Genomic DNA, 15002 nt, shown 5'->3' on the forward strand with positions numbered 1-15002 from the left:
TGTTAGAGCGTGTTCAAAGTCTCTGCGCGGGTGTGTGGGCGCGGCCTCGGGCGGTCTGCTGCGTTGCAAATCCTCGCGATACCGCCAGGTATCGCTGCGGTTTGCGCCTTGCAGCCCATCCTGATTCGCATCCCACACCCCTCACGCTAAGACGTTGAACACGCTCTTAGCGTTGCAGCCCAAACCCAGGCTGGCAAAACGGTGTTTGCCGCTGGGCAGCAGCGGCAAACAAGCGGGAATTATCCGCAGCTTGCCGCGCCCAATTCGGTTTAGCCTCGACAGTAGGGGCTGATTTGCTTGGCTGCTGTGCCATGATGCACGCGTGGCCGGGGTATCCGGTCGACTTGTTTTATGCCCTCTTCATCTTCTTCTAGACCATCGGTTGATGTCCGCAAGCTGAGTTTGACCCAGTTGCAAAAGCTGGCTGCACGCGGCAGCCGACGCGCGCGCGCTGAGTTGGAAGCACGTATGTGCACCGCTGAAGTGATTCCGCCAACTACGGCAGCCAAGTCTTCATCCGCATCCGCCACGCCACCACCCAACGTCCGAGTGCCCACGCTGCGCACCACGTTGATCGATGCCCCTCCATCCCCCCCCCGATCGGCGACTTCTGCCAACAACTTGGCCGCGCCACTTTTACCTCAGACGGCTGCGGCCGCACCGGGATCGGCATCAGCGACGGCACAGCAACACATGATTGACCAACTGGAGATGATCGCCCGCCACGATAACGAGCGCGCCCAGCAGGACGGCCCACCCCGCCTGGTTGGCATGGTGATGATCGCCTGGGCCGCGCTGATCCTGTTTGGCGCGATGGCCACGCTGCTTTATGGTCGGGGTGGGCTGTATTACCTGTATTGCGCGCTCGGATGCGGCGCAGTGGGCTGGCTGCTGATGCAGTGCAGCCGCTGGGCGTTGTGGGTGCATGGCGCGCTGCTGCTGATTGCAGCGGCCTGGGCCTGGAGCAGCGCCAAAGGTAACAGCATGGAAGCCATGACACAAGTGGCGTTTTTGTTGATCCCCGCCTTGTGGATGGTGGCACCACCGGTGCGCCAGCCGCTGGAATAATTTTCAGGCTAAATTGGCCAATATCGCCTATCCAACACGCACAGCAAGCTATTAAAAAAATATCAACCAGTGCCCGAAGCGCCTTTCAGGCGCGATTTCAGAAAGCCCGTGGTGCCGTAACGCGTAACGCGGCGGTAAAACCGCTCGCTCAGGCGGTGCACCATGGCGGCGTATGCATCGGCCAGTTCTAGCGCGATGCTGAAGTGGTCGTAGTTCACCACCACGTCCACCCGTGTGTCCACTGGCTCCAGCAAGGCGTGCACAGCGCGCTCGATAGCGTCGATGGTGGCATCTGAATTCACCTGCAAGCCCGAAAAGTCGATGTGCAGCACACCTGCGTTGCGGTCGAGGTGGGTGCGCTCAGACAAGGGGCGCTCGAGCAGTTGTGCGCGCAGCCCCAGGGGTTCCGGCAAAAACAGGCGTTCGTCCATGGTGCGCAGCCCGAGGGCGATGCGGGGCGCAAACGCCATGTGCGCCAGCACGTCGCGCTGCAAATCCATGCCAGGGGCGATTTCGATCAGCTCCAGCGCACCGCCACCTTGGCCGTTACCGTCTTCGGCAGGCACCAGCCGGAACACGGCGCGCTCGGTCACGAACAGCACGCGCTGACCGCGGCGCACGGCCTCAGCGCCGCTGAAGGTGCGGTGTTCCACCTCGCAAACAAACTTGCGCTCACCGCCTTCGCGGGCCATACGCAACCGCCCACCTTGCACCGCCATATCCAGCCCTGCCGCCGTGAAGGTACCCACGAATACGACCGTTTTGGCGTTCTGGCTGATGTTGATAAAACCGCCAGCGCCCGCCAGCCGGGAGCCAAATTGGCTGACATTCAGATTGCCGTGCTGGTCGGCCTGGGCAAGACCCAAAATAGCGATGTCCAACCCGCCGCCGTCGTAAAAATCAAACTGGTAAGGCTGATCGATGATGGCCTGCGGGTTGATGGCCGCGCCAAAATTCAGTCCCCCGGCCGGAATGCCGCCTACCACGCCAGGCTCGGCCGTCAGCGTGAGCAGGTCGATGATCTTCTCTTCTGCCGCCACGCTGGCCACGCCCTCGGGCATGCCAATCCCCAGGTTGACCACCTGGTGCGCGCGCAGCTCCAGCGCGGCGCGGCGGGCGATGACCTTGCGTTCGGTCAGCGGCATGGCGGGCAGGCGATCGACGGGCACGCGGATTTCGGCGGCAAAGGCCGGGTTGTACGGCTCGGCAAAGGTTTGCTGGTGGTGCGCCGGGTCATCGGCCACTACCACCGCATCGACCAGCACGCCCGGCACCTTGACCTGGCGCGGATGCAGGCTGCCGCGCTCGGCCACGCGCTCTACCTGCGCAATCACCACCCCACCTGAGTTGCGCGCCGCCATGGCAATGGCCAGCGCCTCCAGCGTCAGCGCCTCGCGCTCCATGGTCAGGTTGCCATCGGCATCGGCCGTGGTGGCGCGGATAATGCCCACGTGGATGGGGAAGGCTTTGTAAAACAGGTAGTCCTGCCCGTCGATGGGCATCAGCCGCACCAGATCCTCAGTGGTGCGCGCGTTCAGCTTGCCGCCACCGTGGCGCGGATCTACAAATGTGTCCAGCCCCACGCGCGTCAACGTGCCGGGCTTGCCCGCCGCAATGTCACGGAACAAATGGGTGATGACGCCCTGCGGCAGGTTCCATGCCTCGATCCGCCCTTCCACAGCCAGCTTTTGCACTTTGGGCACCAACCCCCAGTGACCGCCAATCACCCGTTTCAGCAAACCCGCATGGCCCAGATGGTTCAACCCACGCGAGCCGCCATCGCCCTGCCCGGCGGCATAGACCAGCGTCAGATCACGCGGGTGCTGGGTGGCGTTGAAGCGCTCTTGCAGCGCCACCGCCACGCCTTCGGCAAAACCAATGCCGACAAAACCGCCGGTGGCAACCGTGTCTCCATCGTGAATCAGTTGCACCGCCTCGGCGGCACTGACGATCTTGTTCTTGTGCGGACTATGGCCGCTGTAGTGGGCGTCGATGGGCGCAGGCATGACGCTGAAACTCCGGCGAAGTGGTGAGAAGCGTCAGCATAGCGCGAACGATATGCACCTGAATGATTTTGACACGCGCCCGCTCGCATCAAACACCGGTTTTATGGTTTTTCAGTCCCGTCGCCGAGCCAGCCATCCAGCGCCAGCGGCCCCCATCAGCATCGCCAGCAGGGACAGCGCCAGCCCGTCCATCGTCGGCACGGCATGCGCCCCCGCAGTGGCCGTGGCAGCAGCGGTGGTAAACAAAAGCTTGCCACCGCTTTTGGAGGCAGTAGTGATCGTGCGAATAGTGATGGCACTGCCACCCGCCAGCGAGACACTGCCCCATGGGCTGTTAAAGGCAGTTCCGTTCACCCAATCCAGCTCCATTTGCGTTCCAGAGATGCTGGTGCCAGTTGGCGTGGCCGTGACATCTATTTGTCCAGCATTGACGTAAGACCAGGTGCCCGCGTCTCCCGTGAGTCGCCACCGATCCACCCACATACCACCCCCATTGCGACTGGCATCATCGATGTTGGTCACGGTGATCGTGCCGGGTGCTGAAAAAATCACCGTAAATCCATGATGCGGGGCGGTCGGTGATGTGCCGTCGCTGGTCAGCACAAAGTCTCCGTTCGACCACCGGGCAGTGTTGGAGGCAAAAAACCCCGTCAACGGCACAACACCGCTGTCTTGCGCACTGGCCAAAGTCAGCGTATAGGTGATGCCGCTGCCGCCCAAAAGCGTTGGCGTATCAAAGGGCACACTCAAATCCACTTCGTACGTAGTTTGGGCTTGCGTCATGCCGACCATCCCTGCCAGCAAAAAGAACATGGCTGCCAATGCCCGAACCCAGCCGCCAATTCGTTGATGCGAAAAACCTGTTCTCATCTGTTTCTCTCCCTGATTTGAAAGCCACGCACGGTCACCCGAAAACGACAACTTGCGTTTTATAGTAACCTCTACCTACTATCAAACCTGTCGCCATCTATCTCGACACACATCCTTGATGGATGGGTGGTGTTGTCCGAACGACAAGCGGCACGCGCTGCGCCTGCACTGGCCCACGCAGTTTCTCGCCGAGGAGCATCAGTGCACTATGTATTGGCGGAATACACGCGCTTTATCGCCCCGAACAAATCGAATACATTGAAGGCATCAGGCGCGCCGTGGCAGCGCCTTTATTTCTTTGCGTTTTTCTTTTAGCCATTTTTTGTACAAGGATCGCCATGACCGCACGCACCACCGCCTACGACCTGAAGGTTGCCACCGCGTTGTACGACTTCGTCAGCGCTGAGGTGCTGCCTGATCTGAAGATCACCCCGGCAGCATTCTGGAAAGGCTTTTCTGCCATCGTCACCGATCTGGCCCCAAAAAACGCCGCTCTGCTGGCCGAGCGCGATCGCCTGCAAGCCGAGCTGGACAAGTGGCACAGCGCCAACCCCGGCCCTATCCAAGACATGCGCGCCTACCGCGCCTTTTTGGAAGGCATTGGCTACCTGGTGCCGCCGCCCAAGAAGGTGAAGGTGACCACCGCCAACGTGGATGCTGAACTGGCCAAACAGGCCGGGCCGCAATTGGTGGTGCCGATTCTGAACGCGCGCTACGCGCTGAACGCCGCCAACGCGCGCTGGGGCAGCCTGTACGACGCGCTGTACGGCACCGACGTGATCGCCGAAACCAAAGGGTTGGAAAAAGGCAAGGGCTACAACCCCCGGCGCGGTGCCAAGGTGATCGAATGGGCGCGCCACATGCTGGACCGCACTGCACCGCTCAAAAAAGGCTCGCACGGCGATTCGGTGGGCTACCGCATCAAAGACGGCGAACTGGTGGTGAAGCTCAAGGGCGGCAAATCCAGCAAACTGGCCGATAGACAGCAGTTGGTGGGCTACACGGGCGATGCCAAGTCGCCCGCCAGCGTGCTGCTGGTGCACCACGGTTTGCACCTGGACATCATCATCAACCCCGACTCGCCCATCGGCAAAACCGACCCGGCGGGCGTGGCCGACGTGGTGGTCGAGGCGGCCGTTTCAACCATCCTCGATCTGGAAGATTCAGTGGCCGCCGTGGACGCCGAAGACAAGGTGCTGGGCTACCGCAACTGGCTGGGCATTTTGCGCGGCACGCTGACCGAATCGTTCGACAAAGGCGGCCAGGCCATGACGCGCGGGCTGAACCCTGACCGCGTGTACACCGCAGCCAAAGGCAAGGGCAAGGGCAAGGTCAAGGTCAAGCTGCACGGCCGCTCGCTGATGTTCGTGCGCAATGTGGGCCACCTGATGACCAACCCGGCCATCCTGTACAAGGCCGCCGACGGCTCGCTCAAAGAGATTCCCGAGGGCATCATGGACGCGGCCATCACCACCGCCATTGCCATGCACGATCTGAAGCGCCTAGGTGCTGGCGGCATCCGCAACTCGCGCACCGGCAGCGTCTATATCGTCAAGCCCAAGATGCACGGCCCAACCGAAGTGGCTTTTGCCAGTGAGCTGTTTGGCCGCGTCGAGCAGGTGCTGGGCTTAAAACCCAACACCGTCAAGCTGGGCATCATGGACGAAGAGCGGCGCACCAGCGTCAACCTGGCCGCCTGCATCGACGCCGCCAAGGCGCGCGTGGCCTTCATCAACACCGGCTTTTTGGATCGCACCGGCGACGAGATGCACACCTGCATGGCCGCCGGCCCGGTCTACCGCAAGGGCGACATGAAAACCAGCGCCTGGATTCAGGCTTACGAGCGCAACAACGTGCTCACCGGCTTAGCCTGCGGCCTGCGTGGCAAGGCGCAGATCGGCAAAGGCATGTGGGCCATGCCCGATTTGATGGCCGAGATGATGGCGCAGAAGATCGGCCACCCCAAGGCCGGTGCCAACACCGCCTGGGTGCCCAGCCCCACCGGTGCCACGCTGCACGCCATGCACTACCACCAAGTGCTGGTCAGCGACGTGCAAAAGCAGATGGAAGCCGAGCAGGCCAAGATCGATCCGGCAGCACAACGCGATGCATTGTTGGCCAGCCTGCTCAGCGTGCCGGTGGTGCCCGAGGCCAAGTGGACGGCGGCTGAAAAACAGCAAGAGCTGGACAACAACGCCCAGGGCATTCTGGGCTACGTGGTGCGCTGGGTCGACCAGGGCGTGGGCTGCTCCAAGGTGCCCGACATCCACGGCATCGGCCTGATGGAAGACCGCGCCACGCTGCGTATCTCCAGCCAGCACATGGCCAACTGGCTGGCGCATGGCGTGGTCAGCGAAGGCCAGGTGCGCGCCACGCTGCGGCGCATGGCCACGCTGGTTGATCAGCAAAACGCGGGCGACAAGGCTTACCGCAAGATGGCCCGGCGCTTTGACCAATCTGCCGCCTACCAGGCCGCGTGCGATCTGGTCTTCAAGGGCACGGCCCAGCCCAGCGGCTATACCGAGCCGCTGCTGCACGCCTGGCGGCAAAAGGTCAAGGCAGGAGCTTGATGTCAGCCTGACGGGGTTTCAATCGCAGACTTGACAACCCCGGCACTCAACGTCGGGGCCAGCACCACCCCATTCTTCGCCGCCAGCACTTCGGCCATCACGCTGACTGCGATCTCAGCCGGGGTCTTGCTGCCAATGTACAAGCCCACCGGGGAACGCAGCCGCTGTAGCGATACCTCTGACTCCCCGAAGTGATCTATGAAGCGTTGGCGACGTGCTGCTGCATTGCGGCGTGAGCCAATGGCACCCACATAAAACGCAGGGCCGCCCAGCGCCTCCAGCAAGGCCAGATCGTCCAGCTTGGGGTCGTGACTCAACGCCACGATGCCTGTGCGCGCATCGGGGGCCATCGCACGCACTGCGTCGTCGGGCATGTCGGCCGTCACCTGAACGCCCGGCACCGACCATGTGCTGTGGTGCGTCACACGCGGGTCACACACCGTCACCGCAAAGCCGTTGAACAAAGCCATCGTCGCCACATATTCAGCCAGCACACCCGCACCGATGAGCAGCATGCGGTACTGCGGCCCCAGCGTGCTGGTCAAAACAGCACCATCGAAGCACAGCGCCGCAGACATGGGCGCGGCAGCCAACACCACAGCACCAGAAGCACAATCGACCGTGCGCTGCACCAGTTGGCCGGACTCCAGTCGCCGCACCAGCGCATCCAGTGGCTTGAATTCGGGGTCGAACTCCAGCAGCAGCTCCAGCGTGCCGCCGCAAGGCAAGCCAAAGCGGTGCGCCTCGTCTGCCGTGACCCCGTAGCGCACCAGCGCGGGTGCTGAACGCGGCATGCCCGCACCGCCGTATGCGCGGGCATATCGATGCACCAAATCGTCCTCGATGCAGCCACCCGAGACCGAACCGACGCAGCGGCCATCTTCACGCAACGCCATCATGGAGCCGACTGGTCGGGGCGACGACCCCCAGGTTTTCACCACCGTGGCCAGCATCAGCCGGTGTCCGTCGGCGTGCCAGTCGCGTGCGGTACGCAGCACATGCACGTCAACACTTTCCATGCCGTGCTTTCTGTGGCGCGGTGCGGGCCGCGAACATGGCTTCGGCTTGCGCCAAATCGTTCAACGTATCGACGTCCGTGGCGATACCCGCATCGTCCAGATGCAGCGCCAGCAACGTCTCTGCTTGCCGGTGCGCGCGCACGATGGCAGCCGCACCCACATCGCCGCCCAGCGCCATCAACGCCGCACGAGATGCCTGGCTGAAGCCAACCGGATGGCCCTGCCGTCCATGCCAAAGCGGCACCACCACCGGATGCATAACCAGGCCCTGCGCCACCGCCAGCAGACTTTGCGGGCGCACCAGCGGCAAATCGCCCGGCAGGATCAGCCAGCCCGCGGCATCGGCCGTAGCGGCGACACCCCGCGCGATGGAGTCGCCCATGCCGTCAGTCTGCGTAAACAGGCCCTTTGCAGGGCGCACGACATGACAAGGCAGACCTGATGCCGCCACGCTGCGCAGCACATGCTCCAGCACAGGCAAGCCACCCAACAGCGCATCAAGCTTGTGTGCCACACCACCCGAACGCGCAAACCGCTCGCCACGCCCAGCAGCCAGCACGATGACCGTTGGTGAGTCATGCCTTGGCATGTGGCCCTAAGTGACCTGACGCACCGGCAAGCTGCGCACGCGCTTGCCGGTGGCGGCAAAAATGGCGTTGCACAGCGCTGGTGCCACGGGCGGCAACGGCGGCTCACCCACGCCGCCAGGCGGCAGGCTGTGGTCGCCACCCACCAGATGGGTGCGAATGACACGCGGCGAAGCCTGGTGGCGCAGCACTTCGTAATCGTGAAAATTGCTTTGTCTGACGCGCCCGTTCTCAAAGTCGATTTCGCTCATCAGCGCCAGGCCGATCCCCATGATGGCGGCACCTTCCATTTGGGCGCGAATGCGCTCGGGGTTGATCTGCGGGCCGCAATCCAGTGCCATGTCTACCGCCATCACACGCACTTCGCCTTGCTCGCCCACCGCCACTTCCATCACCGTCGCGGCATAGCTCATGAAGCTGTAGCTGAAAGCCAGGCCCAGGCCACGGCCTTTGGGCAGCGTGCGCCCCCAGCGAGCACCCTTGCACGCGGCTTCGATCACACCGCGCAAGCGGCCCGTGTCGTAGGGATAGCGCTCGGGGGATTCGGTGTAGTTCCAGGTGTCGGCCATCGTGCGGGGGTCGATCTACCGGGGCGGGCCAATCAAGTCCAGCGCAAACTGCCGGTGGTCTTTGCCCGCGCGGTGCGCCAGCTCGGCAATGAAGCACTGCGCCGCGAAAGCGTGCGGAATGTTGAACACCGAACGAAACCAGCCGATGCGCGCATGGGCATCAACCTCCGCAGACTCAACACGCACGTTCGGTATCTGGTAAGGCATGTTGATGCCCGACTGGGCCAGCTCGCTCAGCCGCTGGCTGTTGGCCCCCACCACGAACAGCGACCCGATGGTGGGCGCGGCACTGCGGTGCAACCAGGATTGCACTTGCCCCTGTGGGTCAATCACGGCCTCCAGCCGCTCCACCGCCACCGTGTGCAGGTAGTCGTGGTGGATGTCGTCATCGCGCGTCCACACCAGCTTGACCGGCGTGCCTTCGGGCATGGCCTGCGCAACGATGGCGGCCTCGTCCACAAAATCGGGCTTGGCCTTGCGCCCAAAAGCGCCACCCAGCAGCAGCACGTTGACCTTGACGTCCTCGGGCTTCAGTTTCAGGCGTGCGGCCACCGCAGCCTGCGCCGCAGGCGGGTTCTGTACGGACGTCCAGACCTCGGCCCGTCCGCCTTTGATCTGTACCGTGGCTACCGGTGGCTCCATCGGCGCATGGGCCAGGTGCGGCGCATAGTATTCGGCGCTCAAGCGCTCCGCCTCTGCCGCTTTGGCCCAGGCTTGCAAGGTATCGCCTTGATTGCGCATCACCTTGCCGGGCTGGCGCGACGCAGCTTCCAGCGTCTGCCGGTAGGCTTTGGAGTCGTAACTGCCATTGGGGCCGTCGTCCCACTCGATCTCCAGCGCTTCACGGCCCCGCTGCGCTGCCCAGGTGTTGCGCGCCACCACCGCCACACCGCCCAGGGGCTGAAAGGCCGGTGCACCTTCAAAGGCGGGAATTTCAACCACCTTCAGCACACCAGGCACGGCCAGCGCCTTGGTGCCGTTGAACCGGCGCAGCTTGCCGCCCACCACGGGCGGACGGGCTACGACGGCATAGACCATGCCGGGCAAGCGCACGTCCATGCCATAGGTGGCCTGGCCCTTGCCAATGGCCTCCAGGTCAACCAACCGCACCTGGCTTTTGCCGATGTAGCGAAAATCCGCGTGCGCCTTCAGTTGGAGCGCTTCGGCCTTGGGCACGGGCTGCCTGGCGGCATCAGCGGCCAGCTCGCCATAGCCCAGGCGGCGTCCCGTGCGCTGGTGCAACACCTCGTGCTGCATGGCCTTGACCTCAGACACCGGCACTGCCCAGCGCGCCGCCGCTGCTGCTTCCAGCATGTGCCGGGCAGCCGCGCCGACACGCCGCATGGGCATTAGAAAGTGGCGCACGCTGCGCGAACCGTCCACGTTCTGGTTGCCGTAACGCACCTGATTGGCCTCGGCCTGAACCACTTTCACACGATCCCATTGGGCTTCCATCTCGTCGGCCACCACCATGGGCAAGCTGGTGCGCACGCCGGTGCCCATTTCGGCCCGGTGCGCCACGATGGTGACCGTGCCATCGGTGGCGATGGAGACAAACACCAGCGGATCATCGACCGCGCCGCCCGGCATGCTGTCGGCACCGTATTTTTTGGCGGATGAATCCGCCGCCCATGCCACGCTGACCAGGCCATCAGCGGTGACGGCCAATGTCAGTGCGCCCAGGCTGGCTTGCAGCAGGCTGCGGCGGGTCAGTGGTGCGACAGCGGTCATGACTGGCCGCCTTGCGCAAGGCGGCCAGCGGCCTGTTGAATGGCGGCGCGAATGCGCGGGTAGGTACCACAGCGGCAGATGTTGCCGCTCATGGCCTCGTCGATTTGCTGCTCGCTGGGCTTGGGGGCGGTCTTGAGCAGGTTGACGGCAGACATGATCTGGCCCGCCTGACAGTAGCCGCACTGGGCCACGTTGTTGTCCACCCAGGCTTGCTGCACCACCTGCCCCACCTGGTCAGCCTGCATGCCTTCGATGGTGGACACGGCGTGCCCCTTGACAGCCGAGATTGGCGTTGCGCAGGAACGAATGGGCGCACCATCGACATGCACGGTACACGCACCGCACAGCGCCATGCCGCAACCAAATTTGGTGCCGGTCATGCCCAGCTCGTCACGCAGCACCCACAGCAGGGGCATATCGTCTGGCGCATCGATGTTGACAGTCTGGCCGTTGATTTGAAGTGCTGTCATGGTCAATTTTTGGATGTGGGTTGATCTTCTGATGGTTGATGTCATTGGTGCCAGCAGGGCAGGCGATGACTGCACCCGCCATGTGGGCGAAACCCTTCGACAAACTCAGGTCAGAATGGTTCAAGCTTTTCCTTGCCAGCGCAACAGCGCACTGTCTCGTGAATAACAGTCTATGCCGCCGCGCCTTCTTGCCATAGTTCCGCCCAGCCAATAAAAACGCCACCCTGCGAGGTGGCGTTTTGCATTGCTGAAGCAGCGCAATCAGGCTCGGCTGTTCTGCTTTTCCAGCGCCTCTTTGCACTTGACGCAGTGCTGCGTCATCGGCTCGACCTTCAGGCGTTCAAACGGAATCTTGCAACCGCATTCTTCGCATTCGCCATACGTGCCTTCATCCATGGCTTCGAGTGCGCGGTCGATGCGGGCCAGCTCTTGCGCGTCCATGGCGCTCAGGACAGCGTCGACTTCGCGCGTCTGGTTGGCCAGGCGCGTGTTCTCGTCTTGCGACACGCTGCCGGCAGTGTTCTCCGCCGGCGCCATGTTGGCGCGGTTTTGCGCCATCTGGTCTTCAAATTCCCGGCGGCGCGCCTGCAACAGGTCTTTGAGTTCTTTCAACTGGGGCGCGGTCAGTGCCTGGGTCATGGTTATCAACTCCTGATTGACTTGCAGCGGATGCGGCGCACTGCGCGCCACGCACTCGTCCCGCTGAACATCCCGCAGAATACCACCCGGATGACCTCTGCCAACCCCGCCCTTGACCCTGCCCGCTGCCCTTTGTGCGGCAGTGCCAACGCTTGCGCCATGACTGCACCTGCTGGCGCTGGTGCGGGCACTGGCAGTGCCGCCGGTGCATGCTGGTGCATGACCGCCCACGTTGCGCCCGAAGCGCTGGCGCGCGTGCCTGCCCCAGCACGTGGCCAAGCCTGCCTGTGCGCGGTTTGTGCGGGCGCGCAAGCCACACTGCCTCAAGCGCCCTCAACGCCGAACCGACCAGCCTAAGCAGTCTGAGAGCGTATTCAAAGGCGGCCAGCACAGGCGCGGCAAGCCCGCTATGCTTGGCCGCCTGAGCGCAGGTGTTTGCCCCATCGATGTACCGGCTCACCGCTGGCCCATGACCGATCCCAACCCTTCGCACACCCCTTTGTCCAACCCTTCTTCCCACGCTTTACCGGCATCCGGCCCCGGTTCACTGGCGGCGCTGAACGCACGTTACGGCGCACGCTACCGCTGGCTGCTGCTGATGGCGGTGATGGTGGGCACCATGGCGTCCATCATGTCGGCCACGGTGGTGAACGTGGCGATTCCGGGGCTGTCGCACCAGTTCGCACTGGGCCAAGAGCGCGCGCAGTGGGTCACCAGTGGCTTCATGGTGGCCAGCACCGTGGCCATGCTGACCACGCCCTGGCTGCTGGCGCGCTTTGGCTATCGCGCCACGTATTCGGGCTGCATGTGGCTGCTGATGGCCGGTGGCGTGCTGGGCGGCGTGGCGCAAACGTTTGAGCTGGTGCTGGCCGCGCGGGTGGCCGAAGGACTGGCCGCAGGGGTGGTGCAGCCGATTCCGGCCATCATCATCATGCGGGCGTTTGAGCCACACGAGCAGGGCCGCGCCAGCAGCTTGTTTGGCATGGGCGTGGTGCTGGCACCGGCCATCGGGCCGTCGATCGGCGGCCTGCTGGTGGACTGGTTTGACTGGCGCTCCATCTTCTTCATGGTGGTGCCGTTTTGCCTGGTCTGCCTATGGATGGCGCGCCATTTTGTACCCACCACCGGCCCCGGTGGCATGGCGGCCAACCGGGCCGAATCACTGGACTGGGTGGGGCTGGCCTTGGGATCGCTGGGCACCCTCAGTCTGCTCAATGGCCTGGTTGCGCTGCGCAGCGGCCCGGCCTGGCAAGCCGCGCCATTGCTGGGGGTGGCCGTGCTGGCAAGCTTGAGCTTTGTGGGCTGGCAGCGCAGGCGCGCTGGGCGCGGCCAAACGCCGCTGATGAACCTGCAACTGTTTGCCTGGCGGCCCTTTGCCATGGGCGCGCTGGTGGCGCTGATTTATGGCACGGCGCTGTTTGGATCAACCTACCTGCTGCCGGTGTACATGCAAATGGCGCTGGGGCTGTCGGCGGCCAGCGTGGGTACCATCTTGCTGCCGGCTGGGCTGGCGCTGGCCGTGGCGATTGCGGTGGTGGGTCGCCTGGCCGATGTGCGCCCGCCGGGCGAGCTGGTCAACATGGGGCTGGCGCTGCTGGCCCTGTCGTTTGCGCTGATGGTGATGATGGACATGCACACCAGCCTGTGGTGGCTGATGGGCTTTACGGTGGTGGGGCGCATTGGGTTGGGCTTCATCCTGCCCTCGCTCAACCTGGGGGCGCTGCGCGGGCTGGACAAGGCGCTGCTGGCCCAAGGCTCCAGCGCCATCAACTTCGTGCGCATGCTGGGCGGCGCAGCGGGCGTCAGCCTGTGCGGCATCGTGCTGGAATGGCGCCTGGCTGCGCACGGCACTTCGCTGGCCGATACCGCACGCCCTGGCGCACGACTGGCCGCGTTTGACGAGGTGTTTTTGATGCTGGCCGCGCTGTGCGCGCTGGCCATGCTGGCGGCGCGGCGCTTGACGCCGCCGTCTTGAAACGCACGGCGTCTTGTTGGCGTCTTGTTGGAAATAACCGACACCACGCCCCCAGCGTGCATGGCAACCTGCGCCATTTACAAAACCACTCGCAGGAGACAAGCCCCATGCCCCGCACCTTGATCGAGCCGTTTCGCATCAAAAGCGTCGAACCCATTCGCGTCACCACCCGCGCCGAGCGCGAACAACTGCTGGAGGCCGCACACCTGAACGTGTTTTTGCTGCGCGCCGAAGACGTGCTGATCGACTGGCTGACTGATTCGGGCACCGGCGCGATGTCGGCACGCCAGTGGGCCGCCATCATGGAAGGCGATGAAAGCTACGCCGGTGCGCGCAGTTTCTACCGCCTGCAAAAAGTAGTGCAAGACATCACCGGTATGCCGCACTTCGTGCCGACCCACCAAGGCCGCGCAGCCGAAAAAGTGCTGTTCACCGCCGTGTGCAAAAAGGGTGATCTGGTGCCCAACAACTGCCACTTCGACACCACCCGCGGCAATCTGGAATACATGGGCGTCGAGGCGTTGGATCTGGTGATTGCCGAGGGCCTGCAACCAGCCACGCCGCACCCGTTCAAGGGCAACATTGATTTGCAACGCGCTGAAGAAGTCTTGCGCACGCAAGGCCACCGCATTCCGTTTGGCATGCTCACCGTGACCAACAACACCGGCGGCGGGCAACCGGTGTCCATGGCCAACATCCGCGCCTATGCCCAACTGCTCAAGCAATACGACAAACCGTTCATCATGGACGTCTGCCGCTTTGCCGAAAACGCCATGTTCATCAAGCTGCGCGAGCCGGGTTACGAAAACACGCCCGTGATCGACATTGCGCGCGAGATGTTCTCTTACGCCGACGGCGCGACCATGAGCGCAAAAAAAGACGGCATGGTCAACATCGGCGGCTTCATCGTGCTGCGCAGCGACGAATGGCTGGATGAAGTGCGCAACGACTTGATCATGATGGAAGGCTTTCCCACCTACGGCGGCATGGCCGGGCGCGATCTGGAAGCCCTGGCCGTGGGCCTGATGGAGGGGCTGGACGAAGACTATCTGCGTTACCGCCTGCGCACCGCCGAATACCTGGGCGAGCGGCTGCAAGCTGCGGGCGTGGGCTTTGTGCAACCCACTGGCGGCCACGCGGTGTACATCGACGCGCGCACCGTGCTGCCGGACATGCCGGTGGCGCACTACCCGGCCTGGGCGCTGTGCAACGCGCTGTACCTGGAAGGCGGCATCCGGGGGGTGGAAATCGGCTCGGTCATGTTCGGCAAGCGTGGCGAGGATGGACAAGAGTCGTACCACAGCATGGAACTGGTGCGCCTGGCCTTTCCGCGCCGCATGTACACGCAAAGCCACTTTGACTACGCCGCCGAGGTGATTGCCGATGTAAAAGCCCAGGCGGGCCAAATTCGCGGCGTGCGCATCACCAAGCAGCCCAAGTTTTTGCGCCACTTCACCGCCCATTTCGCCTGGGCTTGAGGGCAGACGCACGCCACGCC

General features: G+C 63.6%; 11 protein-coding genes and 1 pseudogene. 5 read left to right on the forward strand and 7 right to left on the reverse strand.

Annotated features, from left to right (window positions below; translation table 11 throughout):
* Nucleotides 1-402: 402 nt before the first annotated feature.
* On the forward strand, nt 403-1068 hold the full coding sequence (locus ACK5NW_RS08935; protein ID WP_416927178.1) for a hypothetical protein: 666 nt from the start codon (nt 403-405) through the stop codon (nt 1066-1068).
* A 62-nt stretch (nt 1069-1130) separates the two neighbouring features.
* Here the strand turns inward: ACK5NW_RS08935 and ACK5NW_RS08940 are convergent, their stop codons facing one another.
* Both ACK5NW_RS08940 and ACK5NW_RS08945 read right to left on the reverse strand, forming a co-directional pair.
* On the reverse strand, nt 1131-3074 hold the full coding sequence (locus ACK5NW_RS08940) for an acyl CoA:acetate/3-ketoacid CoA transferase (RefSeq protein WP_416927180.1): 1944 nt from the start codon (nt 3072-3074) through the stop codon (nt 1131-1133).
* 111 nt (nt 3075-3185) lie between these two features.
* Nucleotides 3186-3944: a hypothetical protein gene (locus ACK5NW_RS08945; protein ID WP_416927182.1), complete on the reverse strand. Its 759-nt coding sequence runs from the start codon at nt 3942-3944 to the stop codon at nt 3186-3188.
* Nucleotides 3945-4282: 338 nt separating this feature from the next.
* Between ACK5NW_RS08945 and ACK5NW_RS08950 the strand changes: the two genes are divergently transcribed.
* Complete coding sequence (locus ACK5NW_RS08950; RefSeq protein ID WP_416927184.1) at nt 4283-6514, forward strand: malate synthase G; 2232 nt, start codon at nt 4283-4285, stop codon at nt 6512-6514.
* A gap of 2 nt (nt 6515-6516) precedes the next feature.
* On the opposite strand, the gene ACK5NW_RS08955 is transcribed toward ACK5NW_RS08950, so the two are convergent.
* The 5 genes and pseudogenes from ACK5NW_RS08955 to ACK5NW_RS08975 form a co-directional block, all read right to left on the reverse strand.
* Nucleotides 6517-7533 (reverse strand): XdhC family protein, encoded by a 1017-nt coding sequence (locus ACK5NW_RS08955; RefSeq protein ID WP_416927186.1) that lies wholly within the window; start codon nt 7531-7533, stop codon nt 6517-6519.
* The gene (locus ACK5NW_RS08960; protein WP_416927188.1) at nt 7520-8122 is read right to left on the reverse strand and encodes a nucleotidyltransferase family protein; all 603 of its coding nucleotides are present in this window, start codon (nt 8120-8122) and stop codon (nt 7520-7522) included. Before ACK5NW_RS08960 ends, ACK5NW_RS08955 begins: the two co-directional genes overlap by 14 nt.
* Nucleotides 8123-8128: 6 nt before the next feature.
* Nucleotides 8129-10420, reverse strand: a pseudogene (locus ACK5NW_RS08965) (molybdopterin cofactor-binding domain-containing protein).
* The gene (locus ACK5NW_RS08970) at nt 10417-10890 is read right to left on the reverse strand and encodes a (2Fe-2S)-binding protein (protein WP_416927190.1); all 474 of its coding nucleotides are present in this window, start codon (nt 10888-10890) and stop codon (nt 10417-10419) included. Before ACK5NW_RS08970 ends, ACK5NW_RS08965 begins: the two are co-directional and overlap by 4 nt.
* Nucleotides 10891-11151: 261 nt before the next feature.
* Nucleotides 11152-11529: a TraR/DksA family transcriptional regulator gene (locus ACK5NW_RS08975; protein ID WP_416927192.1), complete on the reverse strand. Its 378-nt coding sequence runs from the start codon at nt 11527-11529 to the stop codon at nt 11152-11154.
* Between the two features lie 90 nt (nt 11530-11619).
* Between ACK5NW_RS08975 and ACK5NW_RS08980 the strand changes: the two genes are divergently transcribed.
* The 3 genes from ACK5NW_RS08980 to ACK5NW_RS08990 all read left to right on the forward strand — a co-directional run bounded on the left by ACK5NW_RS08980 (nt 11620) and on the right by ACK5NW_RS08990 (nt 14982).
* On the forward strand, nt 11620-11886 hold the full coding sequence (locus ACK5NW_RS08980) for a cysteine-rich CWC family protein (protein ID WP_416927194.1): 267 nt from the start codon (nt 11620-11622) through the stop codon (nt 11884-11886).
* Between the two features lie 112 nt (nt 11887-11998).
* Entirely contained in the window at nt 11999-13504 is a 1506-nt protein-coding gene (locus ACK5NW_RS08985; protein ID WP_416927196.1) for a DHA2 family efflux MFS transporter permease subunit, read from the forward strand.
* 107 nt (nt 13505-13611) lie between these two features.
* Complete coding sequence (locus ACK5NW_RS08990) at nt 13612-14982, forward strand: tryptophanase (protein ID WP_416927198.1); 1371 nt, start codon at nt 13612-13614, stop codon at nt 14980-14982.
* Nucleotides 14983-15002: the final 20 nt, after the last annotated feature.

It is taken from the genome of Ottowia sp. (assembly GCF_047975795.1).
GTDB lineage: Bacteria > Pseudomonadota > Gammaproteobacteria > Burkholderiales > Burkholderiaceae_C > Ottowia.

Bases quoted from the DNA above. Each gene is read 5' to 3' on its own strand.
- ACK5NW_RS08940 (WP_416927180.1), bottom strand. From the start codon at position 3,074: ATGCCTGCGCCCATCGACGCCCACTACAGCGGCCATAGTCCGCACAAG.
- ACK5NW_RS08945 (WP_416927182.1), bottom strand. From the start codon at position 3,944: ATGAGAACAGGTTTTTCGCATCAACGAATTGGCGGCTGGGTTCGGGCA.
- ACK5NW_RS08950 (WP_416927184.1), top strand. From the start codon at position 4,283: ATGACCGCACGCACCACCGCCTACGACCTGAAGGTTGCCACCGCGTTG.
- ACK5NW_RS08955 (WP_416927186.1), bottom strand. From the start codon at position 7,533: ATGGAAAGTGTTGACGTGCATGTGCTGCGTACCGCACGCGACTGGCAC.
- ACK5NW_RS08960 (WP_416927188.1), bottom strand. From the start codon at position 8,122: ATGCCAAGGCATGACTCACCAACGGTCATCGTGCTGGCTGCTGGGCGT.
- ACK5NW_RS08970 (WP_416927190.1), bottom strand. From the start codon at position 10,890: ATGACAGCACTTCAAATCAACGGCCAGACTGTCAACATCGATGCGCCA.
- ACK5NW_RS08975 (WP_416927192.1), bottom strand. From the start codon at position 11,529: ATGACCCAGGCACTGACCGCGCCCCAGTTGAAAGAACTCAAAGACCTG.
- ACK5NW_RS08980 (WP_416927194.1), top strand. From the start codon at position 11,620: ATGACCTCTGCCAACCCCGCCCTTGACCCTGCCCGCTGCCCTTTGTGC.
- ACK5NW_RS08985 (WP_416927196.1), top strand. From the start codon at position 11,999: ATGACCGATCCCAACCCTTCGCACACCCCTTTGTCCAACCCTTCTTCC.
- ACK5NW_RS08990 (WP_416927198.1), top strand. From the start codon at position 13,612: ATGCCCCGCACCTTGATCGAGCCGTTTCGCATCAAAAGCGTCGAACCC.